We start from the raw sequence: 26110 nt of genomic DNA, 5'->3' as shown, positions 1-26110 counted from the left end.
AAAGTTTAGAGGATAAAAAAATTGATTCAGCATACATGAAGAATAAAATAGAATTACTTCAGGATAAAATAAAACAAGCCCATCTGGGTGGCGGGGCAGCGCGTATTGCCGGTCAGCATAAAAAAGGAAAACTAACCGCCCGTGAGCGCATCCATTTCCTGATGGATGAAGGTTCTTTCGAAGAAATCGGAATGCTGGTCACCCACCGCAGTACAGATTTTGGAATGGAAAAGGAAAAATATCCCGGAGATGGTGTGGTTACCGGTTATGGCAACATCAACGGACGTTTGGTCTATGTTTTTTCCCAGGATTTCACTGTTTTTGGTGGTTCCCTGTCTGAGACACATGCCGAGAAAATCTGTAAAATAATGGACATGGCCATGAAAAACGGAGCCCCGGTCATTGGTCTTAATGACAGTGGCGGTGCGCGTATACAGGAGGGCGTAGTATCCCTTGGTGGTTACGCCGATATCTTCTATAAAAATGTACAGGCTTCCGGGGTTGTCCCACAACTTTCGGCGATCATGGGGCCCTGCGCTGGTGGCGCGGTCTATTCTCCGGCCATTACAGATTTTATTCTGATGGTTGAAAATACCTCTTATATGTTTGTCACCGGCCCCAATGTAGTCAAAACCGTTACTCACGAAGAAGTTACCTCTGAAGAACTTGGCGGCGCGTCTACCCATGCGACCAAATCTGGTGTTACCCATTTTGCCTGTCCAAACGAGCTCGATGCGATAAACCACATCAAAAAATTATTGAGTTATATGCCGCAGAACTGTGAGGAACTGCCTGCTTCAATTCCTTATACTCCCGGAAATGAAGTGCGTGAAAAACTCAATGATTTGCTGCCTCAAAATTCTAACCAGCCCTATGACATCCGGGATGTCATTACCGAAACTGCAGATGAAGACAGTTTTCTGGAAGTCCACAAGGACTATGCAGAGAATATTGTGGTCGGTTTTGCCCGGCTCGGTGGACGAAGTATTGGCATTATCGCCAACCAGCCCGCTTATCTGGCTGGCGTACTGGATAATCACGCCTCTGTAAAAGCAGCCCGTTTTGTCCGCTTCTGTGATTGCTTCAATATTCCGATACTGGTCTTTGAAGATGTGCCTGGCTTTTTGCCGGGCACCGATCAGGAATGGAATGGTATCATTTCCAATGGCGCAAAATTACTTTATGCTTTTAGTGAAGCTACCGTTCCAAGAATTACGGTCATTACCAGGAAAGCTTATGGTGGCGCCTACGATGTAATGAACTCCAAACACATCGGAGCCGACCTGAACTATGCCTGGCCTTCAGCAGAAATTGCCGTGATGGGCGCTAAAGGTGCAGCAGAGATCATTTTCAAAAAGGAAATCACCACCGCAGAAAATCCGGAGGAAAAATGGCTGGAAAAGGAAAAGTTATATTCAGATATTTTCGCCAATCCTTACCGGGCCGCTGAACGCGGCTTCGTAGACGAAGTCATTCTACCCGACCAGACCAGGATAAAATTAATCAAAGCTTTTAAAATGCTGGAAAATAAAGCTGTTAAAAATCCACGTAAAAAACACGGGAATATCCCATTATAGATGAAATTAAGCCGTAAAGACATTTTACTCATGGCCTTTTGTACAGGGCTGATTGTTGCAAATATTTATTATTGTCAGCCCCTGGTGATCCTGGTGGCCAAAGAATATGGCCTGACCGAAAGTTATGCAGGTCGCATCACTTATCTTACACAGGCAGGTTATGCCATAGGCCTGTTCCTGCTGGTCCCCCTAGGAGATATGTTTGAACGCAGAAAACAAATCCTGGTGATCACCGGACTTGCCATTGCATCGCTGCTAATGGCCGCCTTTTCGCATACGTTCCTGGTTTTGGAAATTGCCTGTGTGCTGATTGGCGCAAGCTCTATTGTTCCACAATTGATCCTGCCCATGGCAGCCAACCTCAGTTCAGATGAAAGCCGGGGACATACCATTGGCATTATTATGAGTGGTTTACTTGTTGGAATCCTTGGTTCCAGGGCCATAAGCGGAAGTATTGGATTTTTATGGGGCTGGAGGGCCATGTTTGGCATCGCCGCAGGTCTTTGTTTCCTATTGCTTTTATTAATGGCCAGCCGCTTTCCCCAAAGCAAACCCACATTCAAAGGCACTTACCGGGAACTCATGTCTTCCATGTTTAACTACATCAAAACCCAACCTGTACTCCGGGAAGCTTCTTTAATCAATTTTCTTGCTTTTGCTACACTAAGCGCTTTTTGGACAACGATGGTTTTGTTTCTTGCCAATCCGCCCTTTAATTTCCAGTCTCTGCAAATTGGTTTATTTGGAATTGCCGGTGCGGCCGGGGCCCTGGCTGCTCCTTTGGTTGGAAAATTAAGTGATGGAAAAGAACCAAGAAAAAACCTGCTGATCGGGCTCTTGCTTCAACTGGCAAGTATTGCCGCCTTTTATTTTACCGGAAGTCATTTATACCTGTTTGTTGTTGGGATTATCCTTATAGACATTGGGCAGCAAGCCATCCATGTAACCAACCAGACCAGGATTTATGCCCTGATCCCTGAAGCCAGAAACCGGTTAAATACGGTTTTTATGTCTGTGAGTTTTGTGGGAGCTTCTTTCGGATCAGCCATGGGGCTTTGGCTTTGGGACAAGGGCCAATGGCCAATCTATTGTCTTGGTTCGGTGCTGGTTATTGCCATCAACATCCTCATTTACCGTTTATACGCAAGGAAAATATTTAATTATGCCTAAGATCCAGATAGAACAGATCCATCCGGCACTGACCTGGAGAATCCGGCACCAGGCCATGTACCCGGATATGCCTTTTGACTCGGTCAAGCTAAAGAATGATGACCAGGGAATACATTTTGGTTTATATGCAGATGATCAGCTCAGCTCAGTTGTCTCCCTTTTTGAGCAGGGCGAACTTTGTCAGTTCAGAAAATTTGCGACCCTCCCTGAAGCTCAGGGAAAAGGTTTTGGAAGCCTGTTGCTGGAACATATTATTGAATTCATCAAAAAAACAGGTGCAAAAAAGATATGGTGCAATGCAAGGGTCAATGCCTCTTCTTTTTATGCAAAATTCGGTTTTAAAAAAACGGAAAAGACTTATTATGAAAATGGTTTTGACTTTGTCATTATGGAGTTAGAACTTTAACCCTTAACTTGTGGCTTTGTCCCTTGTTTATATATTTGTTTACATTTTAATACCGACATATGGCTAAAAAGAAAGATGACAAGCAGAAACATGTTTCTGTTGTCAATAAAAAATCGCTACAATTTTTTGAAAAATATATCAATAATCCTTCACCAACTGGTTTTGAATATCCAGGGCAGAAACTTTGGCTTGATTACCTTAAGCCATATATAGATGAAAGCTTTATTGACAGTTATGGAACAGCCGTGGGTGTGATTAATCCAAAAGCAACCTACAAAGTTGTCATAGAAGCACATGCTGATGAGATTTCCTGGTTTGTGAACTACATTACCTCAGATGGCCTGATCTATGTGATCCGTAACGGTGGTTCAGATCATCAGATTGCCCCATCAAAAAGGGTGAATATACATACCGACAAGGGATTGGTAAAAGCGGTATTCGGATGGCCTGCCATTCATACCCGTGGTGGAGAAAAAGAACATGCCCCTGCTTTAAAAAACATCTTCCTGGACTGCGGTTGTACCAGCAAAGAAGAAGTAGAGGCACTTGGGGTTCACGTAGGATGTGTGATTACATATGAAGATGAGTTCATGATCTTAAACGACCGGTATTATGTAGGCCGTGCCCTGGACAACAGAGCAGGTGGTTTTATGATTGCAGAAGTAGCCCGGTTACTACAGGAAAACAAGAAAAAACTTCCTTTTGGTTTATACATTGTGAATTCGGTACAGGAAGAGATTGGTCTTCGCGGGGCAGAGATGATTGCCAACCGGATCAAACCCAATGTAGCGATCGTTACAGATGTAACTCATGACACAAGTACCCCAATGATCAATAAAATTACCCAGGGGGACCTGGCTTGCGGAAAAGGCCCGGTTGTATCTTACGCCCCTGCGGTACAAACCAATCTGAATAAATTACTCATTCAGACTGCAGAAAAAAATAACATTCCTTTCCAGCGTCAGGCTTCTTCACGTTCTACAGGAACCGATACAGATGCCTTTGCTTATTCCAATGACGGGGTACCATCGGCCTTGATTTCCTTACCTTTACGCTATATGCATACCACGGTGGAAATGGTACATAAAGAAGATGTAGACAATGTCATCAGCCTGATTTATCAGACGCTGCTGAACATCAAAAAAGATCATGATTTTACTTACGGCAAGTAATTTTTAAGCCTTATTAAAAACGTGTCCGGCCTCAGCCCGGACACGTTTTTTTTTCCACGTTTTACAGCATCTTTCCTTACTTTTATAATTCACACAGGAATTAAATTATTTCTTATGCCTGATCAATCTGAAAAATTTATAGAAAAAATCAAAGCTTCTTATAGTCCCGAGGGATCTTCTATTTATCTGGGCGCCGGTATGCTGGATGGAAAGGTCCTGGCAAAGGCTGAGGTTAATCTTTCCCTGAAAATGATGAACCGGCATGGCCTGGTCGCAGGAGCAACCGGCACGGGAAAAACACGGACCCTTCAATTGCTGGCAGAACAACTCTCCGATGCTGGTGTACCTGTATTTATGCTGGATGTTAAAGGTGACCTCTCTGGTCTTGCCCAAAGCGGACCGGCGAATGCCAAGGTAGAAGAAAGGTCGTCAGAACTCGAAAGAACTTTTAATCCAACTGGATTCCCTGTAGAAATATACTCCCTATCCGGGAAATTAGGTGCGCAGATGAGGGCAACGGTACTGGAATTCGGACCAACCCTTTTGGCTAAAATATTGGATTTAAACGATACACAATCTGGTGTACTGGCTGTTATCTTTAAATATGCCGATGACCAAAAACTTCCGGTCATCGACCTCAAAGACCTTAAGAAATTGCTGTCTTATCTGACAGACGGACCGGGCGCCGAAGAAATTAAAAGTGATTATGGAAAAATATCCTCGGCCACCTCTGGTACGATTCTCCGGAAAATAGTCGCCATTGAGCAACAAGGCTTAGGCAGCCTGTTTGGAGAAACCTCCTTTGATATCCAGGACCTGCTCGGACGGATCGATGGTAAAGGTGTCATCAGTTTGCTCAACATTTCAGACGTACAAAACCAACCAGTCCTATATTCCACCTTCTTGCTGAGCCTGCTTGCTGAAATTTTTTATACTATGCCTGAGGCAGGGGATCTGGACAAACCCAAACTGGTCTTTTTTATTGATGAAGCTCATTTACTCTTTAAAGACTCTTCCAAGGCATTTTTAGCTCAGATCGAAACCATCATCAGGCTCATCCGGTCTAAGGGTATAGGTGTCTTCTTTTGCACCCAGGCACCCACAGATATACCTGAAAGTGTATTGTCACAGCTTGGCAGCCGTATACAACATGCCTTAAGGGTTTTTACCCCCAACGATGCGGATGCATTAAAAAAAACGGTCAATACCTATCCTGGCTCTGATTTTTATGATATAGGCAAAATGCTGACCTCTTTAGGAACAGGTCAGGCCATGATTACCGTATTAAATGAAAAGGGAATTCCAACAGAAGTTTCAGCCACCATGCTGACCCCACCAAGATCTGTAATGGGCCCTCTGGACAGCGCCTTATACAATCAATTGGTCAATGCCAGTTCATTAAATTTAAAATACAAGGAATCAGTAGATCCAGAAAGTGCTTATGAAATTCTGACCAACCGGTTAAATGAACAGTTGAACCAGCAGGTACAACCAGAAACACCAGGGACATCTGGCAAAACAGAGAAAAGTTTGGTGGAGCAAGTGATGGGTGCCACCATTACAAGACAAATTGGTAAGGAAATTGTAAGGGGGATATTCGGTATGCTTAGTGGTAAAAAATCCCGGAGTACTGGAGGAAAAGGATTTTTCGGCTTTTAAAAGCGTATAAAATACTATAATAAAGATATTTAAAAATTAAAACAGTTACAAAACAACTTAGAATATAAACCCAAATAACTATTTTCGTTAAATGAAACCTACTTTATTAATACTTGCAGCTGGTATGGCAAGCCGTTACGGCAGCATGAAACAAATAGACGGCTTCGGCCCCAATGGAGAAACAATTATTGACTATTCTATATACGACGCCATCAAAGCTGGTTTTGGAAAAGTAGTTTTTATCATTAAAGAAGAATTCGTTGATAATTTTAAGAGCATATTTGAACCTAAACTGAATGGAAGAATCGAAACAGATTACGTATTTCAAAATTTTGACCTGAAACAATTTGGTATCGAAGAAGAAATTTACCGGGAAAAACCATGGGGAACTGCCCATGCAATCCTTTCTGGTAGAAATCTTATTAAAGAGCCATTTTGTGTCATCAACGCGGATGATTATTATGGCTATGATTCTTTCAAAAAGATGGTGGATTTTTTAACCACAGAAGCCACAGACAGTAATTACGCTATCGTGGGCTATCAAATTGGAAAAACGCTTTCTGAGTTTGGCTCTGTATCCAGGGGTGTTTGTAAAACCAATGAGGAGGGCTATTTAGAAGAAATCACCGAACGTACCCAGGTCTATAAAAAAGAGGATGTAATTGTTTATGAGGAAAATGGTACAACGTATCCTTTAAGCTTCGATACCCCTGTTTCTATGAATTTCTGGGGTTTCACACCCGCCGTCTTTAAACTGACCGAAGAACTGTTTAAAACTTTCGCCCTGGAAAACAAAGACAAACCTAAAGCAGAGTTTTTTATTCCATTGATCGGAGAAAACCTGGTTAAAAGTAATAAAGCAAACTTTAAAGTGATCCCGACCGACAGCCAATGGTTTGGCGTGACCTATAAAGAGGATAAACCTTTTGTGCAGGATAGTATAGACCAGCTGATCAAAAGCGGTACCTATCCGGAGCGTCTTTGGAAATAGAGTATAAAAAAAGCCCCCTGATAAATATCAGGGGGCTTTTTTTATACTTAAAGGAGATGATTATTTTTTATCATCCTTTACTTCTTCAAAGTCAACATCGGTTACATTATCACCTCCGTTAGCTGCCTGGTCGTTTGCATGCTGTTCAGCACCACCTTCTGGTTGCGCTGCTGCACCATCCTGACCTGCTTTATACATTTCTTCAGATGCAGCATTCCATGCTTCCTGAAGAGCTGTCTGAGCGGCGTCGATATCAGCAAAATTTCTTGCTGCATGAGCATCTTTCAATTTTTTCAAATTGTCTTCAATAGGTGCTTTTTTATCTGCGGAAATCTTATCACCAAACTCTTTCAGTTGTTTCTCTGTAGAGAAGATCAGGGCATCAGCACTATTAATTTTATCTGCTTCTTCTTTAGCTGTTTTATCTGCTTCTGCATTTTGTTCAGCTTCTTCTTTCATTTTTTTGATTTCCTCATCAGTTAAACCAGATGAAGCTTCAATGCGGATTTTTTGTTCCTTACCTGTTGCTTTGTCTTTAGCACTTACATGCAGGATACCGTTGGCATCAATATCAAATGCAACTTCAATTTGAGGAACACCACGAGGTGCTGGTGGAATACCATCTAAAATAAAACGTCCAATAGTACGGTTTTGAGCTGCCATAGGGCGTTCTCCCTGTAAAATATGGATTTCTACTGAAGGCTGGTTGTCAGCAGCAGTAGAGAAAGTTTCTGCTTTTTTAGAAGGAATAGTTGTATTGGCTTCAATCAGTTTTGTCATGACACCACCCATGGTCTCAATACCTAATGAAAGCGGGGTAACATCCAATAATAAAACGTCTTTTACTTCACCCGTCAATACACCACCCTGGATTGCAGCACCAATTGCAACAACCTCATCAGGGTTTACACCTTTCGAAGGTTCTTTACCAAAGAAAGCTTTAACAGCCTCTTGAATGGCAGGAATACGGGTTGAACCACCTACTAAAATGATCTCATCAATATCAGAAGTCTTTAAACCAGCATTTTTCAGGGCAGATTTACAAGGATCAATAGTACGTTTAATCAGGTCACCAGCCAGTTGCTCAAATTTTGCGCGGCTAAGGGTTCTAACCAAGTGTTTAGGCCCTGTTGCATCAGCAGTAATATAAGGCAAGTTGATTTCTGTAGAAGTTGTGCTTGAAAGTTCAATTTTAGCTTTTTCGGCAGCTTCTTTTAAACGTTGCAAAGCCATTGGATCCTGATGAAGGTCCATACCGTTTTCATTCTTGAATTCCTCAGCCAGCCATTCAATGATAATGTGGTCAAAGTCATCACCACCCAGATGGGTATCACCATCAGTTGATTTTACTTCAAAAACACCATCACCCAGTTCCAATACAGAAACGTCATGTGTACCACCACCACAGTCAAACACAACAATTTTCATGTCTTTGTGTGCTTTATCCAAACCATAGGCTAAAGCCGCTGCAGTAGGCTCGTTAATGATCCTTTTTACAGTTAAACCTGCAATCTCACCAGCCTCTTTTGTAGCCTGACGTTGTGCGTCATTGAAATAAGCAGGAACTGTGATCACAGCTTCAGTTACTTCTTGACCTAAAAAGTCTTCGGCAGTTTTTTTCATTTTCTGCAGAATCATTGCAGAAATCTCTTGTGGAGTATATTTACGGTCATCAATTTCTACACGCGGTGTATTGTTGTCACCTTTAACAACTTTATAAGGAACCCGGCCAACTTCTTTAGTGACCTCAGCAAAACTGCTTCCCATAAAGCGTTTAATTGAATAAATTGTCTTTGTTGGGTTGGTGATTGCCTGACGTTTAGCCGGCTCACCTACTTTACGCTCACCATTTTCTGCAAAAGCAACAATAGACGGCGTAGTACGTTTACCCTCACTGTTGGCTATAACTACAGGTTCGTTACCTTCCATTACGGCTACGCAAGAGTTCGTTGTTCCTAAGTCTATACCAATAATTTTTCCCATTTTTATTATATCTTTTAATGTTATACAAATTCGATAGATCGTATTAAACAAGGGTTGTGCCAATTACCATTTGGCAGAGTATTGACATAAATATGACCTGTAAATCTGCTAAAATGTAAAGAAAAACTATTTTTAGCTATGACAGGTTGGCATAATCTATGTATCCAGTCCAAAGAGCCTCTCCAGATGATGATGACCAATTCCAAAATAGGCCTTGGTTTCTCTTATCTTTTTCAGCGCCGCGGATTTAACAGCCTCCGTTTCCTTTCCTTTAACCCCAATAACCAGCACATTTTTTGGTGTATGTGCATCTGATATAAATTCCATTACTTTCGTTTTATATCCAAAATATTCCAGGATCAGTGTTCTTATTCCGTCGGTAACCATCTCGGCCTGACGCTCCAGGAATATGCCATATTTCAATAAAAAGTCCAGTTCATTCTTCTGTTTACCTTTAACAATCTCTTTTCTAATTTGTTTGTGGCAGCAAGGGGCAACCACAATGAGCCGGGCACCAGCTTTAATTCCTTTATATATGGCGTCATCAGTTGCCGTATCACAGGCATGCAGGGCAATCAGCAAGTCAATGGAGTCCATGGTAAAGTCCTGAATAGACCCCTCTACAAAATTCAGATTATTAAAGGCTGCTTTAGCTGAAATTTGATTACATAAACTCACCAGGTCTTCACGGTACTCCACCCCTGTCACTTTTGTTTCCAGTCCCAGTACATGATGCAGATAGTCATACAAAGCAAAGGTAAGATAGCCCTTTCCTGATCCCATATCTACGACACTTTTCAGACTGTCAGGTGGCAGCTCTTTAACCATCGGGCTCAATAGTTCGATATACTGATTGATTTGTTTGTACTTGTCCTGCGCATTTTTAAATACCTCTCCCTTCCGGTCGGTTATGCCCAGATCCTGCAAATAACTTTTATCAATGCCCGGTTGGATTAATCTTTTCTTCTCTTTATTATGAGACCTGTCCGGAGCTGCAACTACTTTTGCAGCCACTTCCCGGATCACGAAAGTATCTTTTTTCCCATGTTCCATAATAAACTCCCCTGCTGTTGTAAATAAAGTACAAATCTTAAAATCATGACTGACCAGGTGGGCGATTTGTCTAATCCCATCTTCAATGGAATAATTTTTAAAAATGTCCCTTGTTTTGTACCTGTAAGTAAAAGAAAGCATGTCGTTCCTTTTGATGACGACACTTCTGACATATATATTTTTCAGTTCTTTCTCATTCCCCTGATAATTTCCCAGAGATAATTTAACAAAGATATCTTCCTTAATGCTATTTGTTAATTTTAACAGAAACTGATCTAAAAGAATTTGATTTGACATGGATTGGAATATAGGGTACAAAGATAACCTTTTGAATAAGGAATTGTAAATTACTTTATGACATCCCCCTATTTAGTCGCCATCTTACCGCCTAAACAATTGTCTTTACAAATAGACGGGATCCGAAAAGAATGTGCACGGATTTTCAAAGTTTACCGGGCACTGAAACCACCGGTGCATTTAACCCTTATGTTTATTCCCGGGCTTGAGGAAACCTTTGAAACCAATCTCATTAAATGTCTCGGGGCCGCCCGAAATTTTCAGCCATTTACGATACAACTCCTCCATTACAACAGCTTTCCATCCAATCATGTCGTCTATATCGATGTACTCGCAAATCAAGCACTTCAGGAATTATACAAAAATATTAAAAGCGCAACCAGCCCCTATCAAAAAGAATTCAAATCCCGGTTTACTCCACATTTTACGATTGCTTATAGAGATACTAAAACACAATTTGAACAGATTGCCAGCTACTACAGCAAGGAGACATTTTGTGCTGAATTTCTGACAACATGTTTCACACTACTAAAACATGACGGAAAACAATGGAACATTTTAAAGGAGTTCAACTCTAAACCAACAAATGTCCAGCTGAAACTATATCTATAAAAAAAGCCCTGTCCAATACGGACAAGGCTTTTCTATTTCGAAAAAAGATAGGACTATTCGCCTTTATCTTCTGCTTTCTCTTCAGTAGCAGCTTCTTCTTTGGCTGGTACCTCAGGGGCAACTTCCTCAGCTTTAACTTCAGCAGCTTTTTCAGCTTTAGCAGGTGCATCAGCTTTTTTTGTTTTGCTTCTGCCACGACGAGTCGTTTTCTTTTCAGCTGACTCAGCTTCTTTGCCATAAACCTCGTTGTAATCAACCAACTCAATCATCGCCATTTCAGCGTTATCACCTAAACGATTGTTTAATTTGATGATCCTTGTATAACCACCCGGACGGTTAGCTACTTTAGCAGCTACATCACGGAACAATTCAGTCACCGTATCTTTATCCTGTAAATAGCTAAATACAACACGACGGGAATGTGTAGTGTCATTTTTAGATTTAGTGATAATAGGCTCAACATAAGTACGCAAAGCTTTTGCTTTGGCAAGGGTTGTTGAGATCCTTTTGTTTTTAATCAGGGATGAAGCCATGTTAGCCAGCATCGCCTTACGATGTGAATCTGTTCTTCCTAAGTGGTTTACTTTTTTACCGTGTCTCATTTTTTAATTTATTCTTGTGTACCGTCTCGTTGTGATCAATCTGAGGGAATTACACACGATTAACAATATGTTATTTGTTGTTTTTTATTCTTCGTCCAATTTGAATTTAGACAGGTTCATACCAAAAGACAAGCTTTTAGATTTAACCAGTTCCTGAATTTCAGTTAAAGACTTTTTACCAAAGTTTCTGAATTTCAGCATATCAGCCACATCATAAGATACCAGATCAGCAAGCGTGCGGATATCAGCTGCTTTCAGGCAGTTTAATGCACGAACTGAAAGATCCAGATCAACCAACTCAGTTTTAAGGATCTTACGCATATGCAGGATTTCCTCATCAACCTCTTTAGTCTCTTCTTTTGCTTGAGATTCCAATACCAGGTTCTCATCAGAGAACAACATAAAGTGCTGGATCAGAATTTTAGCTGCTTCTTTCAATGCTTCTTCCGGATGAATAGATCCATCAGTAGAAATATCAAGGATTAACTTCTCATAATCTGTTTTCTGTTCAACACGATAATTTTCAATCGTGTATTTCACATTTTTCATTGGAGTATAGATCGAATCAATTGCGATCACACCAACAACAGCATCATTGATTTTATTCTCTTCTGCAGGAACATAACCACGTCCTTTATTGATGGTCAGTTCCACCTCTAAAGTCACCGATTTTTCCATGTTGCAAATCACTAAATCAGGATTCAACACTTCAAAATTACTGGAGAATTTGGTTACGTCACCAGCTTTAAACTGATCTTGACCACTTACTATGATGAAAACTTTTTCTGCATCACCTGCATCACCAACTTTCTTAAAACGTACTTGTTTCAGGTTAAGGATGATTTCGGTTAAGTCTTCAACAACACCTTTGATCGTAGAAAACTCATGGGATACGCCTGAAAAACGAATACTGGTAATGGCATAACCTTCTAATGAAGACAATAAAATTCTTCTTAAGGCATTACCTATTGTTACACCGAAACCGGGCTCTAAAGGACGAAATTCAAATGTACCATCGAAATCAGTTGATTTCTGCATGATTACCTTATCGGGTTTCTGAAATGCTAAAATTGCCATTTATAATGTTTTTAGATCGTTATTAAATTTTTGTAACGCAAAAAAAATTAACTGCCCGAAGGCAGTTAATTAAGATGATTACTTAGAGTATAACTCTACTATAAGGTTCTCTTTTATATTTTCCGGAATCTCATCGCGGTTTGGATAAGCCAGGAACTTACCAGTAAGTTCTCTTGCATCCCAATCCAACCAATTGAATTTATTGATTGTTCTACCAGCAACAGAGTTCGTGATTGCTTCTAATGTTTTTGATTTCTCGCGAACTGCAATAACATCACCTGCCTTTAACTGATAAGAAGGAATATTGACCACTTCACCATTCACTGTTACGTGTTTATGGCTAACTAACTGACGTGCAGCTGAACGTGTAGTTGCAATACCTAATCTGTATACAGTATTATCTAAACGGGCTTCTAATAATTGCAATAAGTTATCACCGGTAATGCCCTGACGTGATGACGCTTTTGTAAACAAGTTACGGAACTGACGCTCTAATACACCATAAGTATATTTCACTTTCTGTTTTTCCATTAACTGTACAGCGTACTCTGATTGTTTACCTCTTCTTTTGGAAGCACCATGCTGTCCAGGAGGATAATTTTTTCTATCTAATACTTTATCAGGGCCGAAAATTGGCTCTCTGAATTTACGCGCGATTTTGGATTTTGGTCCTGTATATCTTGCCATTTCTTTTTGTTTTAAAGTATCATGCAACCTGTAGCTGCAGACTCTTAGCTTTAAAAATTAATAAATTAAACTCTTCTCTTTTTCGGTGGACGACAACCGTTGTGAGGAAGTGGGGTAATATCTTTGATCGAGGTTACTTCAAGACCTGCTACCTGCAATGTTCTGATTGCAGACTCACGACCTGAACCCGGACCTTTTACAAATACCTCTACTTTACGCAGACCTAAGTCAAATGCTACTTTACCGCAATCAGATGCAGCTTGTCCGGCAGCATAAGGAGTGTTCTTTTTAGAACCCTTGAATCCCATTTTACCTGCTGAAGACCATGAAATAGTTTGACCGTTGTTATTTGTTAAGGTAACAATGATATTGTTAAAAGTAGCATTGATGTGTGCCTGACCAACAGGCTCAATCACAACAATACGCTTTTTGGTTACTTTTTTACTTTTAGCCATAATTATACGATACTACTATTATTTAGTAGCTTTTTTCTTGTTAGCAACTGTTTTTCTCTTGCCTTTACGAGTACGAGAATTGTTTTTAGTACGCTGACCACGTACCGGCAATCCTTTTCTGTGACGTAAACCGCGGTAACAGCCGATATCCATTAAACGTTTAATATTCAACTGAACTTCAGAACGCAAAGCACCTTCTACTTTGATCTGGTCGTTGATGATGGTACGGATTGCTGATAACTCATCATCAGACCAGTCCTGTACTTTTTTGCTTAAATCGATACCTGCTTCCGTTAATATACGTTGAGCAGTTGATCTACCTACACCATAGATGTAAGTTAATCCAATTTCGCCTCTTTTGTTTCTTGGTAAATCTATACCTGATATCCTTGCCATATTTTATACTAATGTTGATTATTTGATTAAACGACAGATTGAGTAACCTGTACATTCAATCCAATCATACTTCAATAATTTCTTATCCCTGACGTTGCTTGTACTTAGGGTTTTTCTTGTTGATAACGTAAAGTTTACCTTTACGACGAATAACCTTGCAATCCGCGCTACGTTTTTTAATTGATGACCTAACTTTCATTTTATTTATATCTATAAGTAATCCTGCCTTTTGATAAATCGTAAGGCGACATCTCTAATTTTACTTTATCTCCGGGCAAAATTTTGATGTAGTGCATCCTCATTTTTCCCGAAATATGTGCTATTATCTCATGCCCGTTTTCAAGTTCAACCCGAAACATTGCATTTGATAATGCTTCTCTTATTACACCGTCTTGTTCAATTGAGGCTTGTTTAGCCATATAATCTTGATTTTTACTTAATTAGCTGCTATTAAACAGGGTTGCAAAATTAAATAAAAAATTTTAATTATTTACTTTTTTTATTTAAAACTTCTTCAATAAGTGAAAAGGTCGATAAAACATCTGCTTTCCCCTTTTTGACGGCAACTGTATGTTCAAAATGTGCCGATGGCCTGTTGTCCTTACTGGTAACAGTCCAACCATCTGACCAAAATTTAATATTAGCGGTACCAGCATTAATCATTGGTTCTATGGCAATTACCATACCTTCCTCTAACTTAATCCCACTACCACGTTTACCGTAATTAGGAACCTCTGGTTTTTCATGCAGCTGTTTACCAACCCCATGTCCTACCAATTCCCTAACCACACCAAAACCATTGTCTTCTGCCAGCTTTTGAACCGCATAACCCACATCCCCAATACGGGATCCGACCACTGCTTTTTCTACCCCGGCATCCAGACATTGTTTTGTAATATCTATCAGCTTCTGCTTTTCAGCATCAATTTCACCAATCGCGAATGTATAAGCTGAATCACCAAAAAAATCATTTTTAATGACCCCGCAATCTACAGAAATTAAATCTCCCTCCTGTATCACATAATCACTTGGAAAACCATGGACAACCTGATCGTTTGGAGAGATACATAAAGAATAAGGGAAACCATTATAATTCAAAAATGCAGGTATTCCTCCATTGTCTCTTATAAAGGTTTCTCCTAAATTATTTAAGCTCATCGTTGTCATTCCAGGTCCAATCACTTTGGCAATTTCGGCCAGGGTTTTGGAAACCAGTAAGGAACTCTCTCTGATGAGTTCGATTTCTTCCGCAGACTTATAATAAATCTTCGACATCCTTAATCTTAAATCACTGCGTTACTACCGCTGGCAGCAGGAATACCTGTACGACCAGTTACTCTTCCGGTTTTCATCAAACCATCATAGTGACGCATTAACAAATAACTCTCCACCTGCTGCAGCGTATCCAAAACAACCCCTACCAGGATCAATAATGAGGTACCTCCGTAGAAGTGTGCAAATTCAGATTTAATACCAAATTTAACTGCGATAGAAGGCAAAATAGCAATGATTGCCAGGAAGATTGCACCCGGGAAGGTGATCTTGGAAATCACATCATCAATAAATGATGAAGTTGACAGACCTGGCTTAATACCAGGAATGAAACCACCATTTTTCTTCATATCATCAGACATTTGAGTCGGATTAACTGTAATTGCCGTATAGAAAAACGTAAATGCAATAATTAAAAATGCGAATGTTAAGCTATAGGCCAGTGAAGTATAATCACTGAACTGGATTAACCATGAATTTTGCAAAGAAGGGAAAAACTGTGTTAAAGTTGCAGGTATGAACATCAGTGCCTGAGCAAAAATGATCGGCATTACACCAGCAGCATTTACCTTCAATGGGATGTATTGTCTTACACCGCCGAATTGTCTGTTGCCTACAATACGTTTTGCATACTGTACCGGCACTTTACGTACACCTTGTACAATCATGATCGTAAACATCACAACACCAAATAAGGCAGCGATTTCCAGTACCAGGGCAATTAGTCCACCACCCTCACCAACAAGACGTGAGCTGATCTCTTGTTGCAAAGCAATCGGTAAACGGGCTATAATACCAACCATAATGATCAGTGAAATACCGTTACCAATACCTTTATCTGTAATCTTCTCTCCCAACCACATGACAAATAATGTACCTGCAGAAAGAACGAAAGTAGAGACCACAAAGAAAAGCGTATGGTTGATGATAATGGCTTCAGTTGGCACCTGTGTTTTCACATAACCTACTGCCTGAACTGCAGTAATGGCCACGGTCAAATACCTGGTAATCTGATTTAATTTGTTCCTGCCGCTTTCTCCTTCTTTTTGCATTTTCTGGAAAGAAGGGACAGCAATTCCTAATAACTGAACTACAATGGACGCAGAAATATAAGGCATAACACCCAAGGCTAAGATCGAGACCCGAGAGAAAGATCCGCCGGCAAACATATCCAATAGACCTAAAAGACCTGATTTTTCATTATTGCCTAAGGCAGTTGCATCCACACCTGGAAGAACCACGTGTGAAACAAATCTATAAACCAAAAGAATGATGAGCGTAAATAATATACGCTCTTTCAATTCTTGAATTTTCCAAATATTACTTAAAGTAGTAAACAGCTTCTTCATTAATTACAATTTTTCGATTGAGCCACCAGCAGCCTCAATAGCTTTTTGTGCGGTTGCAGAAAAAGCATGTGCTTTAACCTCTAATTTAGATTTAACCTCACCACGACCTAAAACTTTTACTAAGTCATTTTTAGATGCCAACCCATGTTGTTGCAAGGTAGTAAAATCTATGCTAGTTAAGTTAAATTTTTCAGCCAAACCTTGTAAAACGTCTAAGTTGACGCCTACGTATTCCACACGGTTAATTGGTTTGAAACCTACTTTAGGCACACGGCGCTGTAAAGGCATCTGACCACCTTCAAATCCAACTTTAGTGGAATGACCTGAACGAGATCCGGCACCTTTATGACCACGAGTGGAAGTACCACCACGACCAGAACCAGTACCACGACCAATTCTTTTACTATTTTTAGTAGAACCTGATGCAGGTTTTAAATTACTTAAGTTCATTTTTGAAACTTATTGTGTTGCCCTTCGCTTTCACTAATCAGGGACAACGGTTAAACATATAATAAAGGTTGCAAAATATAAATATATTATATTTTAAACAACCTTTATAATTATAAACTCTCTATAGCTACCAGGTGATTTACCTTTCTAACCATACCTATAATGGCAGCTGTTGCTTCAACCTCTACGCTTTGGTTTAATTTTGTTAAACCTAAAGCCTGCATTGTTCTCTTTTGGCGTTCGCTTCTGTCGATAATGCTTTTTACCTGGGTTATTTTGATCTTCGCCATAATATTATCCGTTAAAAACTTTATTTAAATCTACACCCCTGTGCTGAGCTACAGTGTAAGCATCGCGCATTTTGGTCAATGCATCAACAGTCGCTTTAACCACGTTGTGCGGGTTAGAAGAACCTTTTGATTTTGCCAATACGTTATGTACCCCTGCACTCTCTAATACGGCACGCATCGCACCACCAGCAATTACACCGGTACCTACTGCAGCTGGTTTGATTAATACAAAACCACCTGAAAATTTACCGATCTGCTCGTGAGGAACAGTACCTTTCAGCAAAGGAACTTTTACCAAATTCTTTTTAGCATCATCGATGCCTTTAGCAATGGCTTCAGTTACCTCTTTCGCCTTACCTAAACCATAACCAACGATTCCGTTTTCATCTCCAACAACTACGATAGCTGAGAAGCTGAAAGTACGTCCGCCTTTGGTTACTTTGGCAACACGCTGTATGCTAACTAAACGATCTTTTAATTCGATCTCGCTAGTCTTAACTCTTTTTATATTGATAGTTGACATTCTTATCCTATTTTCAGATTAAAATACTAAACCAGCTTCGCGGGCACCTTCTGCCAACGATTTTACGCGTCCGTGGTATAAGTAGCCATTTCTATCGAAAACAACTTCTTTAATACCAGCTGCAATTGCTTTTTCCGCTACCAGTTTACCTACAGCTACAGATTGCTCTGATTTGTTACCGTTACCAGAAAAATCTTTGGATAAAGATGATGCTGACACCAATGTGTTACCGGTTACATCGTTAATGATTTGAGCATAAATCCCTTTATTGCTTCTATAAACCGATAAACGTGGACGGTTTTCGGAACCTGTTAATCTTTTTCTGATTCCTTTTTTTATACGATCTCTACGAGATAATTTTTTCCCTGCCATGATGATTATTTTTTAGAAGCTGATTTACCTGCTTTTCTTCTTAACACTTCGCCAACAAACTTGATACCTTTACCTTTATATGGCTCTGGTGCACGTAATGAGCGGATTTTCGCTGCTACCTGACCGATCAGTTGTTTATCAATACTCTCCAAAATGATTTTAGGAGTCTGACCTTTCTCAGAAGTTGTTGTTACTTTAATCTCTACCGGTAATTGGAAAACATAGTGGTGAGAATAACCTAAAACAAGATCAAGTGTATTACCTGTGTTTGTAGCACGGTAACCAACACCTACTAATTCTTGCTCTAATTTATAACCTTCTGTTACACCAACAACCATATTGTTTAACAGTGAACGGTATAAACCGTGCAATGCTTTGTGTCTTTTTTGCTCTGTAGGACGTTGTACAGTCAGTACACCATCTTCCTGGCTTACAGTGATATCTGAATCAACTGCTTGTGTTAATTCTCCTTTTGGACCTTTAACAGTTACAACGTTATCCTTAGATACGGTAATTGTTACACCTGCTGGGATATTAATCGGGGCTTTTCCTATTCTTGACATTTTGCTATCCTCCTTTAATTAATAAACGTGACACAAAACTTCGCCACCAATGTTCAACTTGGCTGCTTCTTTATCGGTCATTACACCTTTAGAAGTAGATAAGATAGCGATACCCAAACCATTTAATACTCTTGGCATATTTTCAACACCAGCATATTGCCTTAAACCTGGTTTACTGATACGTACTAAGGTACGGATTGCAGGAATTTTAGTAATGGCGTTATACTTAAGTGCGATTTTAATCACGCCTTGAGTATTCGTGTCTTCAAACTTGTAGTTTGCGATGTAACCTTTGTCAAAAAGTACTTTCGTAATTTCCTTTTTAAGATTTGATGCAGGAATTTCTACAATTCTGTGATTTGCCTTAATGGCATTTCTTACTCTTGTAAGATAATCTGCTATTGGATCTGTATTCATTTTATGTAGTTGTGATAGTGGTTTCCTTTCCGACCCATTCGGAACGACCTTCCATCGGTTAATACTTATTTTACGCAATAACGTTAGAGCCTCTGCTATGGGCAGAGTTGCTCTAACGTAAATACGGTTTTACCAGCTGGCTTTTCTTACTCCAGGAATTTTTCCTGCTAAAGCCATGTCGCGGAACAATACCCTTGAAATACCAAAGGTACGCATATAACCACGAGGACGGCCAGTAATTTTGCAACGGTTGTGCAAACGAACAGCTGATGAGTTTTTAGGCAACTTATCAAGTCCTTCGTAATCACCTGCAGCTTTTAATTCTGCACGTTTTTCTGCAAACTTAGCGACCAATCTTTGGCGCTTAACTTCGCGAGCTTTTACTCCTTCTTTTGCCATTATTGATTTGTGTTTTGATTTTTAAACGGTAATCCAAATTGTTTTAAAAGTTCCAATGCTTCAACATCATTAGTAGCAGTTGTTACAAATGTAATGTCCATACCTAAAATCTTATTGATTTTGTCGATGTTGATCTCAGGGAAGATGATTTGCTCAGTTACACCTAAAGTGTAATTACCTTTTCCATCAAAACCTTTATCATTGATACCTTTGAAGTCACGGATACGTGGCAAAGCTACGGAAATTAAACGATCTAAAAACTCAAACATGTTGTTGTCACGTAAAGTTACACGCACACCTACCGGCATACCTTTACGCAATTTAAAGTTTGAAATATCTTTTTTAGATTTCGCACCTACTGCCTGCTGTCCTGCGATTGTAGTCATTTCTACAATAGAACTGTCAATGATCTTCTTGTCAGTTACAGAGAAACGTCCAACACCCTGGTTGATCGAGATCTTTACTAACTTAGGAACCTGCATAACACTTTTGTAAGCAAACTTATCTTTAAGTGCAGTTACAATTTCCTCTTTATATTTACTTTTTAATCTTGGTACGTAAGTCATTATTTGATCTCCTCTCCTGATTTTTTAGCAACCCTAACTAATTTTCCATCAGCGTTTAGCTTTCTGCCAACGCGGGTAGTAGCACCAGTTTTTGGATCTACTAACTGTACGTTAGAAATATGAAGAGCAGCTTCTTTTTTAATGATACCACCATTTGGAGTAGCAGCATTTGGTTTCGTATGTTTTGACACAAGGTTAACGCCTTCAACAGTTACCCTGTTTTTAGCAACAAGTACTTCAAGTACTTTACCTTGTTGGCCTTTTGAATCGCCAGCTATAACCTTTACTAAATCTCCTTTACGGATTTTAATTTTTGGTTGTGTAGTTACTTTTTCTTTCATTTTATAATACCTCCGGTGCTAATGATACAATTTTCATGAATTGTTTTTCACGCAGTTCTCTTGCTACCGGGCCAAAAATACGTGTACCACGCGGCTCATCTTGTGCATTTAATAATACTGCTGCATTGTCGTCGAAACGGATATAAGAACCATCCTTACGTCTGATCTCTTTCTTAGTTCTTACCACAACTGCTTTAGAAACTGTTCCTTTCTTGATGTTTCCGGAAGGCAATGCACTTTTAACGGTAACAACGATCTTGTCACCAATAGAAGCATATCTCTTACCAGTACCACCAAGTACACGGATAACCAATACTTCCTTTGCGCCGCTATTGTCGGCTACGTTTAATCTTGATTCCTGTTGTACCATGTTATTTAGCCCTTTCTAAAATTTGTACCAATCTCCAGTTCTTGTTTTTACTCAGCGGACGAGTCTCCATGATCAGTACTGTATCACCAATACCACAATCGTTTTTCTCGTCATGAGCCATAAATTTGGTAGTTTTCTTAACAAACTTACCATAGATCGGGTGTTTCACTTTACGCTCTACCGCTACAACAATAGATTTATCCATCTTGTTGCTCACCACCAACCCGGTTCTTGTTTTTCTTAATTGTCTTTCCATTTCGACTCTAAAGTTATTTAGTTTCAGTAGCTGACTGAGCTTTGCGCTTAGTCATTTCAGTATTTAATCGGGCAATATCTTTCCTTACCTTACTAATGCGGGAAGGATTCTCGATAGCCGAAATTGTATGCGCAAATTTCAACTTAACTAAGTTTTCTTTTTCTTCTGCGATCCTGGCTACTAGTTCTTCCTGTGAAAGCCCTGTGATTTCTGAGTTCTTCATTTTATTAATTTTTATGTTGTGGGTCTAGAGGTTATAATAACAAGTTACTTACAACATGCAACCCATAACTTATTATGCCTCTACGTAATCTCTACGTACTACAAATTTTGTTTGTACTGGTAATTTCTGAGCTGCTAAACGCATGGCTTCCTTTGCAATTTCCAAAGGCACACCTTCAGCTTCAAAAATAATTCTTCCGGGTCTGACAACGGCTACCCAATATTCAGGAGCACCTTTACCTTTACCCATACGTACCTCGGCTGGTTTCTTAGTTACCGGTTTGTCCGGGAAAATTCTAATCCACACCTGGCCTTCACGTTTCATGAAACGAGTTACCGCAATACGGGCTGCCTCTATCTGACGACTGGTAATCCAGGTCGACTCTAAAGATTTGATCCCGAAAGACCCGAATGATAATTCAGCACCACGAGTTGCTAAACCTTTCATTCTGCCTTTTTGCATCTTTCTGAACTTCGTTCTTTTTGGCTGTAACATTGTATTTTAATATTATCGTAAAACGATCTGTTAACTATTTATTTACGGGGACCTCTGTTCTGAGTATTTCCACCCCTGTTGTCTCTACCCTGACCACCTTGACCTGGACCTCTTCCGCCACGACCTTTGTCGTTTCTTCTGTCGCCACCGCCACGGTTATCCCTGTCTCTGCCACCAAAGTTGCCTTCAGGTCTGCCACCTTTACCAGGAGCATTGCTTGTTGCACCAATGTTTGGAGAAAGATCACGTTTACCGTAAACCTCACCTTTGCAGATCCATACTTTAACACCTATTTTACCATAAGTTGTCAAAGCTTCAGCCAGTGCATAGTCGATGTCAGCACGGAAAGTATGCAAAGGAATTCTTCCTTCTTTATACTGCTCGCTTCTTGCCATCTCAGCACCACCTAAACGGCCTGATGTCATGATTTTGATTCCTTCAGCTCCCATACGCATAGTAGATGCGATAGTTGATTTCATTGCTCTACGGAAAGAGATCCTTGCCTCTAATTGTTTCGCAACACCTTCAGCTACCAGTTGAGCATCTAATTCAGGACGTTTGATCTCAAAAATGTTGATTTGAATTTCCTTTTTAGTCAATTTTTTCAACTCTTCTTTGATCTTGTCAACTTCCTGACCTGCCTTACCGATTACAATACCCGGACGAGCCGTGTGAATGGTTACGGTAATGCGTTTTAATGTACGCTCGATAACTACTTTTGCTACACCGCCTTTTGCAATACGGGCAGAAAGGTATTTTCTTATTTTTTCGTCCTCAACTAATTTATCAGCATAGTTGTTGCCTCCGAACCAGTTAGAATCCCAACCTTTGATGATTCCTAACCTGTTACCTATTGGATGTGCTTTTTGTCCCATTTCTGTTAATTAGTTTTGAGTTTCAACGTTTTTACTATCTACTATCAAAGTCACGTGATTTGAACGTTTACGTATTCTGTAACCACGTCCTTGAGGTGCCGGTCTTAATCTTTTCAGCTGACGGCCACCACCAACCATGATGGTTTTAACATATAGTTGGCTTTCTTCAGGGCGAGAACCTTCATTTTTATTTTCCCAGTTTTTGATGGCTGATAATAACAGTTTCTCAACTCTTACTGCGGCATCTTTATTGGTAAATTTTAAAATATGTAATGCTTTCTCTACACGCTCACCTCTGATAAGATCTACAACCAAACGCATCTTACGTGGTGAGGTTGGACAATTGTTTAATTTCGCTACTGCTTCCATCTCTTAATTATTTTTTCTTTTCAGAGTGACCCCTAAATGTTCTGGTTGGAGCAAACTCTCCCAGCTTGTGACCAACCATGTTTTCTGTTACGTATACCGGTATAAATTTATTACCGTTATGTACTGCAAATGTATGACCCACAAAATCTGGTGAGATCATTGATCTGCGAGACCAAGTTTTAATTACAGACTTCTTGCCTGAATCATTCATAGAGACTACTTTCTTCTCTACGTTATGGTCAATATAAGGTCCTTTTTTTATCGAACGAGCCATTATTTTTTCCTTTTCTCTATGATGAAACGATTTGAGTATTTTTTAAGTGAACGGGTTTTAAATCCTTTAGCATAAACACCGTTTCTTGACCGGGGCTGACCTCCAGATGAGCGACCCTCACCACCACCCATTGGGTGATCAACAGGGTTCATTGCTACCGGACGCGTTCTAGGGCGACGACCTAACCAACGGCTACGTCCCGCTTTACCCAATACTTCATTTGCATGATCTGAGTTGGAAACAGCTCCGATTGTAGCCAGACAAGTTACCAGGATTAACCGGGTTTCACCTGAAGGCATTTTCAATGTTGCATATTTACCATCACGAGCTGCTAATTGTGCATACGCACCAGCACTACGTGCTAATTGTGCTCCACGACCTGGGTGAATCTCTACGTTATGGATAATAGATCCCAATGGGATTCTTGATAACGTTAAAGTATTACCTACTTCTGGAGTAGCTGTTTCTCCCGAAACTACTGTTTGTCCTACTTGCAGCCCTTCAGGCGCAATAATGTAACGCTTCTCGCCATCTGCATAGTGTAATAAAGCGATACGTGCAGTACGGTTAGGATCGTACTCAACAGTAGCTACTGTTGCAGGAATATCAAATTTCTCACGTTTAAAATCAATCAAACGATAAGATTTTTTGTGACCACCACCCATGTAGCGCATAGTCATCTTTCCTGTATTGTTACGTCCTCCCGACTTCTTAGAAGATACAACCAATGATTTTTCGGGCTTGGTTGCTGTAATCTCCGTAAAACTGGCACCTACTCTAAAGCGGGTTCCCGGAGTGACTGGTTTAAATTTTCTTAAGCCCATAGTTATAAATTATTCAATTCTTATTAAATATTCGCGTAATAATCGATTGTCTCGCCTGCTTTCAGGGTTACAATAGCTTTTTTGTATTTCGGGCTACGGCCTGAAACTAAACCACCTTTAGTATTTCTTGACTTCAGTTTACCAACCACAACCATTGTATTAATGGCAAGGATGTTCACTCCGTACATTTTTTCTATAGCAGCTTTGATTTGCAATTTGTTTGCTTTGTGATCTACTTTAAAAGTAAAGCGGTTAGACTTTTCTGTTAATGCAGAAGCTTTCTCTGTTAATACTGGTTTCTTTAAAAGTTCCATATTACTTGGCAAATGCCTCCTCCAATGTTTTAACAGAATCAGCAGTCAACAAAAGTTTGCCACAGTTCAATACATCATAAGTATTCAGCTGATCAGCAGTGATCACTTTCGCTTTCTGAATGTTTCTGCTTGATAAATAGATATTGTTATTTTGTGAAGGTAAAACCAGCAGTGTTTTCTCGTTAGTCAGATTTAATGCGCTAACCAAATTCACATAGTTTTTAGTTTTGATTGAATCAAAAGTAAAGTCTTCCAAAACCACAACATTGTTATCTTGTGCTTTATAAGTTAAAGCCGATTTACGGGCTAAAGCTTTTAATTTCTTATTCAATTTAAAACTATAATCGCGTGGCTGAGGACCAAACACACGACCACCACCATTAAACAATGGAGATTTAATACTTCCGGCGCGAGCACCACCAGTACCTTTTTGTTTGTATAATTTGCGGGTTGAACCAGCGATTTCATTACGTTGTTTAGCTTTGTGCGTTCCCTGACGTTGGTTAGCCAGATATTGCTTAACATCTAAATAAATTGCATGATCAACAGGCGTAATACCGAATACCGACTCAGGAAGCTGCACCTTGGCACCTGTCTCTTTTCCTGAAATGTTTAATACTTTAACTTCCATCTGCTTACTTGTCTAAGATTACGTAAGATCCTTTAGCTCCTGGTATTGAACCACTAACTACCACAAGGTTTTGATCAGCATAAACTTTCAAAACCTGTAAGTTTTGAATTTTTACTCTGTCACCACCCATTCTTCCCGCCATACGCATACCTTTAAATACACGAGCTGGATAAGACGCTGCACCCAGTGAACCTGGCGCACGCATCCTGTTGTGCTGACCGTGAGTCTGACCACCAACACCACCAAATCCGTGGCGTTTAACAACACCTTGAAAACCTTTACCTTTTGATGTACCAACTACATCCACAAAATCTCCTTCGTTAAAGATGCTTACCGTTACTGTATCACCTAAGCTAAGTGATTCTTCAAACGGCTCAAATTCAACCAGTTTACGTTTTGGGGTCGTGTTTGCTTTCGCAAAGTGGCCTTTAAGAGGCATGGTAGTGTTCTTTTCTTTGGCTTCGTCGAAACCTAACTGAACTGAAACGTAACCGTCTTTCTCTTCGGTCTTTACCTGTGTAACTACACAAGGTCCAGCTTCGATCACCGTACATGGTATATTTTTACCATCGGCGTCGAAAATGCTGGTCATTCCTACTTTTTTTCCAATAATACCTGACATTTTCTTTTTTTAATTTAACACCCATCGAAGCAGTAGGGCTTCGTTCAAGGTGGATACACATTCCCGCTAAGGGACGGCAAAAATAGGAAAGAAATCTTAATTTTCAAATAGTTAGCTAATTATTTTTTCAAATAACTGCATTTATTTTTTCGGAAGAGCAATAAAGCGAAGACTTGAA

38 protein-coding genes are annotated in these 26110 nt (G+C 39.9%); 7 read left to right on the top strand and 31 right to left on the bottom strand.

All coding sequences use genetic code 11. The features are described from left to right. The first annotated feature begins 35 nt into the window (after positions 1–35). The 6 genes from B0O44_RS20960 (at position 36) to B0O44_RS20935 (ending at position 6975) form a co-directional block, all read left to right on the top strand. The gene (locus B0O44_RS20960; protein ID WP_110834043.1) at positions 36–1577 is read left to right on the top strand and encodes an acyl-CoA carboxylase subunit beta; all 1542 of its coding nucleotides are present in this window, start codon (positions 36–38) and stop codon (positions 1575–1577) included. Then, the gene (locus B0O44_RS20955) at positions 1578–2747 is read left to right on the top strand and encodes an MFS transporter (RefSeq protein ID WP_110834042.1); all 1170 of its coding nucleotides are present in this window, start codon (positions 1578–1580) and stop codon (positions 2745–2747) included. Further along, entirely contained in the window at positions 2740–3153 is a 414-nt protein-coding gene (locus B0O44_RS20950) for a GNAT family N-acetyltransferase (protein WP_110834041.1), read from the top strand. Before B0O44_RS20955 ends, B0O44_RS20950 begins: the two co-directional genes overlap by 8 nt. Before the next feature lie 59 nt (positions 3154–3212). Beyond that, positions 3213–4325: a M42 family metallopeptidase gene (locus B0O44_RS20945; RefSeq protein WP_110834040.1), complete on the top strand. Its 1113-nt coding sequence runs from the start codon at positions 3213–3215 to the stop codon at positions 4323–4325. Between the two features lie 114 nt (positions 4326–4439). Further along, positions 4440–5984, top strand: coding sequence for a helicase HerA-like domain-containing protein (locus B0O44_RS20940; RefSeq protein WP_110834094.1), 1545 nt, complete (start codon positions 4440–4442; stop codon positions 5982–5984). 91 nt (positions 5985–6075) lie between these two features. Continuing rightward, positions 6076–6975 carry a nucleotidyltransferase family protein gene (locus B0O44_RS20935; protein ID WP_110834039.1) on the top strand — a complete coding sequence of 300 codons (900 nt, stop codon included), beginning with the start codon at positions 6076–6078 and terminating at the stop codon, positions 6973–6975. Between the two features lie 60 nt (positions 6976–7035). Here B0O44_RS20935 and dnaK read toward each other — a convergent pair whose 3' ends face one another. Both dnaK and B0O44_RS20925 read right to left on the bottom strand, forming a co-directional pair. After that, complete coding sequence (gene dnaK, locus B0O44_RS20930; RefSeq protein ID WP_110834038.1) at positions 7036–8958, bottom strand: molecular chaperone DnaK; 1923 nt, start codon at positions 8956–8958, stop codon at positions 7036–7038. Positions 8959–9114: 156 nt separating this feature from the next. Beyond that, complete coding sequence (locus tag B0O44_RS20925; protein WP_110834037.1) at positions 9115–10308, bottom strand: class I SAM-dependent methyltransferase; 1194 nt, start codon at positions 10306–10308, stop codon at positions 9115–9117. Between the two features lie 57 nt (positions 10309–10365). Between B0O44_RS20925 and B0O44_RS20920 the strand changes: the two genes are divergently transcribed. Continuing rightward, positions 10366–10920 carry a 2'-5' RNA ligase family protein gene (locus B0O44_RS20920; protein WP_110834036.1) on the top strand — a complete coding sequence of 185 codons (555 nt, stop codon included), beginning with the start codon at positions 10366–10368 and terminating at the stop codon, positions 10918–10920. Positions 10921–10973: 53 nt separating this feature from the next. On the opposite strand, the gene rplQ is transcribed toward B0O44_RS20920, so the two are convergent. The 29 genes from rplQ to rplC form a co-directional block, all read right to left on the bottom strand. Beyond that, a complete protein-coding gene (gene rplQ / locus B0O44_RS20915; protein ID WP_110834035.1) occupies positions 10974–11522 on the bottom strand; it encodes a 50S ribosomal protein L17 in 549 nt (182 codons plus the stop codon). 84 nt (positions 11523–11606) lie between these two features. Continuing rightward, a complete protein-coding gene (locus B0O44_RS20910; protein WP_110834034.1) occupies positions 11607–12599 on the bottom strand; it encodes a DNA-directed RNA polymerase subunit alpha in 993 nt (330 codons plus the stop codon). A gap of 78 nt (positions 12600–12677) precedes the next feature. After that, a complete protein-coding gene (rpsD, locus tag B0O44_RS20905) occupies positions 12678–13286 on the bottom strand; it encodes a 30S ribosomal protein S4 (RefSeq protein ID WP_110834093.1) in 609 nt (202 codons plus the stop codon). A gap of 65 nt (positions 13287–13351) precedes the next feature. After that, positions 13352–13741 carry a 30S ribosomal protein S11 gene (gene rpsK, locus B0O44_RS20900; RefSeq protein ID WP_039475175.1) on the bottom strand — a complete coding sequence of 130 codons (390 nt, stop codon included), beginning with the start codon at positions 13739–13741 and terminating at the stop codon, positions 13352–13354. Between the two features lie 18 nt (positions 13742–13759). Next, on the bottom strand, positions 13760–14137 hold the full coding sequence (gene rpsM / locus B0O44_RS20895; RefSeq protein WP_110834033.1) for a 30S ribosomal protein S13: 378 nt from the start codon (positions 14135–14137) through the stop codon (positions 13760–13762). Positions 14138–14219: 82 nt separating this feature from the next. After that, the gene (gene rpmJ, locus B0O44_RS20890; RefSeq protein ID WP_107214554.1) at positions 14220–14336 is read right to left on the bottom strand and encodes a 50S ribosomal protein L36; all 117 of its coding nucleotides are present in this window, start codon (positions 14334–14336) and stop codon (positions 14220–14222) included. Position 14337: 1 nt separating this feature from the next. Continuing rightward, the gene (gene infA, locus B0O44_RS20885; RefSeq protein WP_008244555.1) at positions 14338–14556 is read right to left on the bottom strand and encodes a translation initiation factor IF-1; all 219 of its coding nucleotides are present in this window, start codon (positions 14554–14556) and stop codon (positions 14338–14340) included. Between the two features lie 67 nt (positions 14557–14623). Continuing rightward, complete coding sequence (gene map, locus B0O44_RS20880; protein WP_110834032.1) at positions 14624–15412, bottom strand: type I methionyl aminopeptidase; 789 nt, start codon at positions 15410–15412, stop codon at positions 14624–14626. Positions 15413–15420: 8 nt separating this feature from the next. After that, positions 15421–16758 (bottom strand): preprotein translocase subunit SecY, encoded by a 1338-nt coding sequence (gene secY, locus B0O44_RS20875; RefSeq protein WP_110834031.1) that lies wholly within the window; start codon positions 16756–16758, stop codon positions 15421–15423. A gap of 3 nt (positions 16759–16761) precedes the next feature. After that, positions 16762–17208, bottom strand: coding sequence for a 50S ribosomal protein L15 (rplO, locus tag B0O44_RS20870; RefSeq protein ID WP_110834030.1), 447 nt, complete (start codon positions 17206–17208; stop codon positions 16762–16764). A 110-nt stretch (positions 17209–17318) separates the two neighbouring features. Next, positions 17319–17498 carry a 50S ribosomal protein L30 gene (gene rpmD / locus B0O44_RS20865; RefSeq protein ID WP_108554171.1) on the bottom strand — a complete coding sequence of 60 codons (180 nt, stop codon included), beginning with the start codon at positions 17496–17498 and terminating at the stop codon, positions 17319–17321. A gap of 4 nt (positions 17499–17502) precedes the next feature. Further along, entirely contained in the window at positions 17503–18021 is a 519-nt protein-coding gene (gene rpsE / locus B0O44_RS20860) for a 30S ribosomal protein S5 (protein WP_110834029.1), read from the bottom strand. An 18-nt stretch (positions 18022–18039) separates the two neighbouring features. After that, positions 18040–18393 carry a 50S ribosomal protein L18 gene (gene rplR / locus B0O44_RS20855; protein WP_110834028.1) on the bottom strand — a complete coding sequence of 118 codons (354 nt, stop codon included), beginning with the start codon at positions 18391–18393 and terminating at the stop codon, positions 18040–18042. 5 nt (positions 18394–18398) lie between these two features. Further along, entirely contained in the window at positions 18399–18956 is a 558-nt protein-coding gene (rplF, locus tag B0O44_RS20850; protein WP_110834027.1) for a 50S ribosomal protein L6, read from the bottom strand. An 18-nt stretch (positions 18957–18974) separates the two neighbouring features. Next, the gene (rpsH, locus tag B0O44_RS20845; protein WP_110834092.1) at positions 18975–19373 is read right to left on the bottom strand and encodes a 30S ribosomal protein S8; all 399 of its coding nucleotides are present in this window, start codon (positions 19371–19373) and stop codon (positions 18975–18977) included. A gap of 129 nt (positions 19374–19502) precedes the next feature. Beyond that, on the bottom strand, positions 19503–19772 hold the full coding sequence (gene rpsN, locus B0O44_RS20840; RefSeq protein WP_110834026.1) for a 30S ribosomal protein S14: 270 nt from the start codon (positions 19770–19772) through the stop codon (positions 19503–19505). Further along, positions 19772–20338 (bottom strand): 50S ribosomal protein L5, encoded by a 567-nt coding sequence (rplE, locus tag B0O44_RS20835; RefSeq protein WP_110834025.1) that lies wholly within the window; start codon positions 20336–20338, stop codon positions 19772–19774. The genes rpsN and rplE overlap by 1 nt, the downstream gene beginning before the upstream one ends. Beyond that, positions 20338–20679, bottom strand: a complete 342-nt coding sequence (gene rplX, locus B0O44_RS20830; RefSeq protein ID WP_110834024.1) for a 50S ribosomal protein L24 — start codon at positions 20677–20679, stop codon at positions 20338–20340. The genes rplE and rplX overlap by 1 nt, the downstream gene beginning before the upstream one ends. Before the next feature lies 1 nt (position 20680). After that, complete coding sequence (rplN, locus tag B0O44_RS20825; RefSeq protein WP_008244575.1) at positions 20681–21049, bottom strand: 50S ribosomal protein L14; 369 nt, start codon at positions 21047–21049, stop codon at positions 20681–20683. A gap of 1 nt (position 21050) precedes the next feature. Continuing rightward, a complete protein-coding gene (rpsQ, locus tag B0O44_RS20820) occupies positions 21051–21305 on the bottom strand; it encodes a 30S ribosomal protein S17 (RefSeq protein WP_084237687.1) in 255 nt (84 codons plus the stop codon). A gap of 13 nt (positions 21306–21318) precedes the next feature. Beyond that, positions 21319–21528, bottom strand: coding sequence for a 50S ribosomal protein L29 (gene rpmC, locus B0O44_RS20815; protein ID WP_110834023.1), 210 nt, complete (start codon positions 21526–21528; stop codon positions 21319–21321). Positions 21529–21600: 72 nt separating this feature from the next. Beyond that, positions 21601–22023 carry a 50S ribosomal protein L16 gene (gene rplP / locus B0O44_RS20810; protein WP_110834022.1) on the bottom strand — a complete coding sequence of 141 codons (423 nt, stop codon included), beginning with the start codon at positions 22021–22023 and terminating at the stop codon, positions 21601–21603. A gap of 38 nt (positions 22024–22061) precedes the next feature. Beyond that, complete coding sequence (gene rpsC, locus B0O44_RS20805; protein WP_110834021.1) at positions 22062–22898, bottom strand: 30S ribosomal protein S3; 837 nt, start codon at positions 22896–22898, stop codon at positions 22062–22064. A 9-nt stretch (positions 22899–22907) separates the two neighbouring features. Continuing rightward, entirely contained in the window at positions 22908–23267 is a 360-nt protein-coding gene (gene rplV, locus B0O44_RS20800) for a 50S ribosomal protein L22 (protein WP_108554181.1), read from the bottom strand. Between the two features lie 7 nt (positions 23268–23274). Beyond that, complete coding sequence (gene rpsS / locus B0O44_RS20795) at positions 23275–23541, bottom strand: 30S ribosomal protein S19 (RefSeq protein ID WP_008244581.1); 267 nt, start codon at positions 23539–23541, stop codon at positions 23275–23277. After that, the gene (rplB, locus tag B0O44_RS20790; RefSeq protein WP_110834020.1) at positions 23541–24365 is read right to left on the bottom strand and encodes a 50S ribosomal protein L2; all 825 of its coding nucleotides are present in this window, start codon (positions 24363–24365) and stop codon (positions 23541–23543) included. The genes rpsS and rplB overlap by 1 nt, the downstream gene beginning before the upstream one ends. 23 nt (positions 24366–24388) lie before the next feature. Further along, positions 24389–24679, bottom strand: a complete 291-nt coding sequence (gene rplW, locus B0O44_RS20785) for a 50S ribosomal protein L23 (protein WP_110834019.1) — start codon at positions 24677–24679, stop codon at positions 24389–24391. A gap of 1 nt (position 24680) precedes the next feature. Further along, positions 24681–25310 (bottom strand): 50S ribosomal protein L4, encoded by a 630-nt coding sequence (rplD, locus tag B0O44_RS20780; protein WP_110834018.1) that lies wholly within the window; start codon positions 25308–25310, stop codon positions 24681–24683. 4 nt (positions 25311–25314) lie between these two features. Further along, on the bottom strand, positions 25315–25932 hold the full coding sequence (gene rplC / locus B0O44_RS20775; RefSeq protein WP_110834017.1) for a 50S ribosomal protein L3: 618 nt from the start codon (positions 25930–25932) through the stop codon (positions 25315–25317). Between the last annotated feature and the right edge of the window lie 178 nt (positions 25933–26110).

Source organism: Pedobacter nutrimenti (assembly GCF_003208655.1).
Taxonomy (GTDB): domain Bacteria; phylum Bacteroidota; class Bacteroidia; order Sphingobacteriales; family Sphingobacteriaceae; genus Pedobacter; species Pedobacter nutrimenti.
The sequence above is the reverse complement of the archived record's forward strand: the minus strand, read 5'-3'. Positions and strand labels throughout refer to the sequence as shown.

Excerpts from the sequence above, each read along its gene's own strand:
- rplO (WP_110834030.1), bottom strand. The coding sequence starts at position 17,208 with ATGAACTTAAGTAATTTAAAACCTGCATCAGGTTCTACTAAAAATAGT.
- rpsD (WP_110834093.1), bottom strand. The coding sequence starts at position 13,286 with ATGGCAAGATATACAGGACCAAAATCCAAAATCGCGCGTAAATTCAGA.
- rplP (WP_110834022.1), bottom strand. The coding sequence starts at position 22,023 with ATGTTACAGCCAAAAAGAACGAAGTTCAGAAAGATGCAAAAAGGCAGA.
- rpmD (WP_108554171.1), bottom strand. The coding sequence starts at position 17,498 with ATGGCGAAGATCAAAATAACCCAGGTAAAAAGCATTATCGACAGAAGC.
- B0O44_RS20960 (WP_110834043.1), top strand. The coding sequence starts at position 36 with ATGAAGAATAAAATAGAATTACTTCAGGATAAAATAAAACAAGCCCAT.
- rplW (WP_110834019.1), bottom strand. The coding sequence starts at position 24,679 with ATGGAACTTTTAAAGAAACCAGTATTAACAGAGAAAGCTTCTGCATTA.
- rplR (WP_110834028.1), bottom strand. The coding sequence starts at position 18,393 with ATGGCAGGGAAAAAATTATCTCGTAGAGATCGTATAAAAAAAGGAATC.
- rplV (WP_108554181.1), bottom strand. The coding sequence starts at position 23,267 with ATGGAAGCAGTAGCGAAATTAAACAATTGTCCAACCTCACCACGTAAG.
- rplC (WP_110834017.1), bottom strand. The coding sequence starts at position 25,932 with ATGTCAGGTATTATTGGAAAAAAAGTAGGAATGACCAGCATTTTCGAC.
- secY (WP_110834031.1), bottom strand. The coding sequence starts at position 16,758 with ATGAAGAAGCTGTTTACTACTTTAAGTAATATTTGGAAAATTCAAGAA.
- rpsQ (WP_084237687.1), bottom strand. The coding sequence starts at position 21,305 with ATGGAAAGACAATTAAGAAAAACAAGAACCGGGTTGGTGGTGAGCAAC.
- rplX (WP_110834024.1), bottom strand. The coding sequence starts at position 20,679 with ATGAAAGAAAAAGTAACTACACAACCAAAAATTAAAATCCGTAAAGGA.
- infA (WP_008244555.1), bottom strand. The coding sequence starts at position 14,556 with ATGGCTAAACAAGCCTCAATTGAACAAGACGGTGTAATAAGAGAAGCA.
- rpsN (WP_110834026.1), bottom strand. The coding sequence starts at position 19,772 with ATGGCAAAAGAAGGAGTAAAAGCTCGCGAAGTTAAGCGCCAAAGATTG.
- B0O44_RS20910 (WP_110834034.1), bottom strand. The coding sequence starts at position 12,599 with ATGGCAATTTTAGCATTTCAGAAACCCGATAAGGTAATCATGCAGAAA.
- rpsE (WP_110834029.1), bottom strand. The coding sequence starts at position 18,021 with ATGTCAACTATCAATATAAAAAGAGTTAAGACTAGCGAGATCGAATTA.
- B0O44_RS20935 (WP_110834039.1), top strand. The coding sequence starts at position 6,076 with ATGAAACCTACTTTATTAATACTTGCAGCTGGTATGGCAAGCCGTTAC.
- rpsC (WP_110834021.1), bottom strand. The coding sequence starts at position 22,898 with ATGGGACAAAAAGCACATCCAATAGGTAACAGGTTAGGAATCATCAAA.
- rpsS (WP_008244581.1), bottom strand. The coding sequence starts at position 23,541 with ATGGCTCGTTCGATAAAAAAAGGACCTTATATTGACCATAACGTAGAG.
- B0O44_RS20955 (WP_110834042.1), top strand. The coding sequence starts at position 1,578 with ATGAAATTAAGCCGTAAAGACATTTTACTCATGGCCTTTTGTACAGGG.
- rpsM (WP_110834033.1), bottom strand. The coding sequence starts at position 14,137 with ATGGCAAGGATATCAGGTATAGATTTACCAAGAAACAAAAGAGGCGAA.
- B0O44_RS20920 (WP_110834036.1), top strand. The coding sequence starts at position 10,366 with ATGACATCCCCCTATTTAGTCGCCATCTTACCGCCTAAACAATTGTCT.
- rpmJ (WP_107214554.1), bottom strand. The coding sequence starts at position 14,336 with ATGAAAGTTAGGTCATCAATTAAAAAACGTAGCGCGGATTGCAAGGTT.
- rplB (WP_110834020.1), bottom strand. The coding sequence starts at position 24,365 with ATGGGCTTAAGAAAATTTAAACCAGTCACTCCGGGAACCCGCTTTAGA.
- dnaK (WP_110834038.1), bottom strand. The coding sequence starts at position 8,958 with ATGGGAAAAATTATTGGTATAGACTTAGGAACAACGAACTCTTGCGTA.
- map (WP_110834032.1), bottom strand. The coding sequence starts at position 15,412 with ATGTCGAAGATTTATTATAAGTCTGCGGAAGAAATCGAACTCATCAGA.
- B0O44_RS20945 (WP_110834040.1), top strand. The coding sequence starts at position 3,213 with ATGGCTAAAAAGAAAGATGACAAGCAGAAACATGTTTCTGTTGTCAAT.
- B0O44_RS20940 (WP_110834094.1), top strand. The coding sequence starts at position 4,440 with ATGCCTGATCAATCTGAAAAATTTATAGAAAAAATCAAAGCTTCTTAT.
- B0O44_RS20925 (WP_110834037.1), bottom strand. The coding sequence starts at position 10,308 with ATGTCAAATCAAATTCTTTTAGATCAGTTTCTGTTAAAATTAACAAAT.
- rpsH (WP_110834092.1), bottom strand. The coding sequence starts at position 19,373 with ATGAATACAGATCCAATAGCAGATTATCTTACAAGAGTAAGAAATGCC.
- rplN (WP_008244575.1), bottom strand. The coding sequence starts at position 21,049 with ATGGTACAACAGGAATCAAGATTAAACGTAGCCGACAATAGCGGCGCA.
- rplD (WP_110834018.1), bottom strand. The coding sequence starts at position 25,310 with ATGGAAGTTAAAGTATTAAACATTTCAGGAAAAGAGACAGGTGCCAAG.
- B0O44_RS20950 (WP_110834041.1), top strand. The coding sequence starts at position 2,740 with ATGCCTAAGATCCAGATAGAACAGATCCATCCGGCACTGACCTGGAGA.
- rpsK (WP_039475175.1), bottom strand. The coding sequence starts at position 13,741 with ATGGCTAAAAGTAAAAAAGTAACCAAAAAGCGTATTGTTGTGATTGAG.
- rplQ (WP_110834035.1), bottom strand. The coding sequence starts at position 11,522 with ATGAGACACGGTAAAAAAGTAAACCACTTAGGAAGAACAGATTCACAT.
- rplF (WP_110834027.1), bottom strand. The coding sequence starts at position 18,956 with ATGTCAAGAATAGGAAAAGCCCCGATTAATATCCCAGCAGGTGTAACA.
- rplE (WP_110834025.1), bottom strand. The coding sequence starts at position 20,338 with ATGACTTACGTACCAAGATTAAAAAGTAAATATAAAGAGGAAATTGTA.
- rpmC (WP_110834023.1), bottom strand. The coding sequence starts at position 21,528 with ATGAAGAACTCAGAAATCACAGGGCTTTCACAGGAAGAACTAGTAGCC.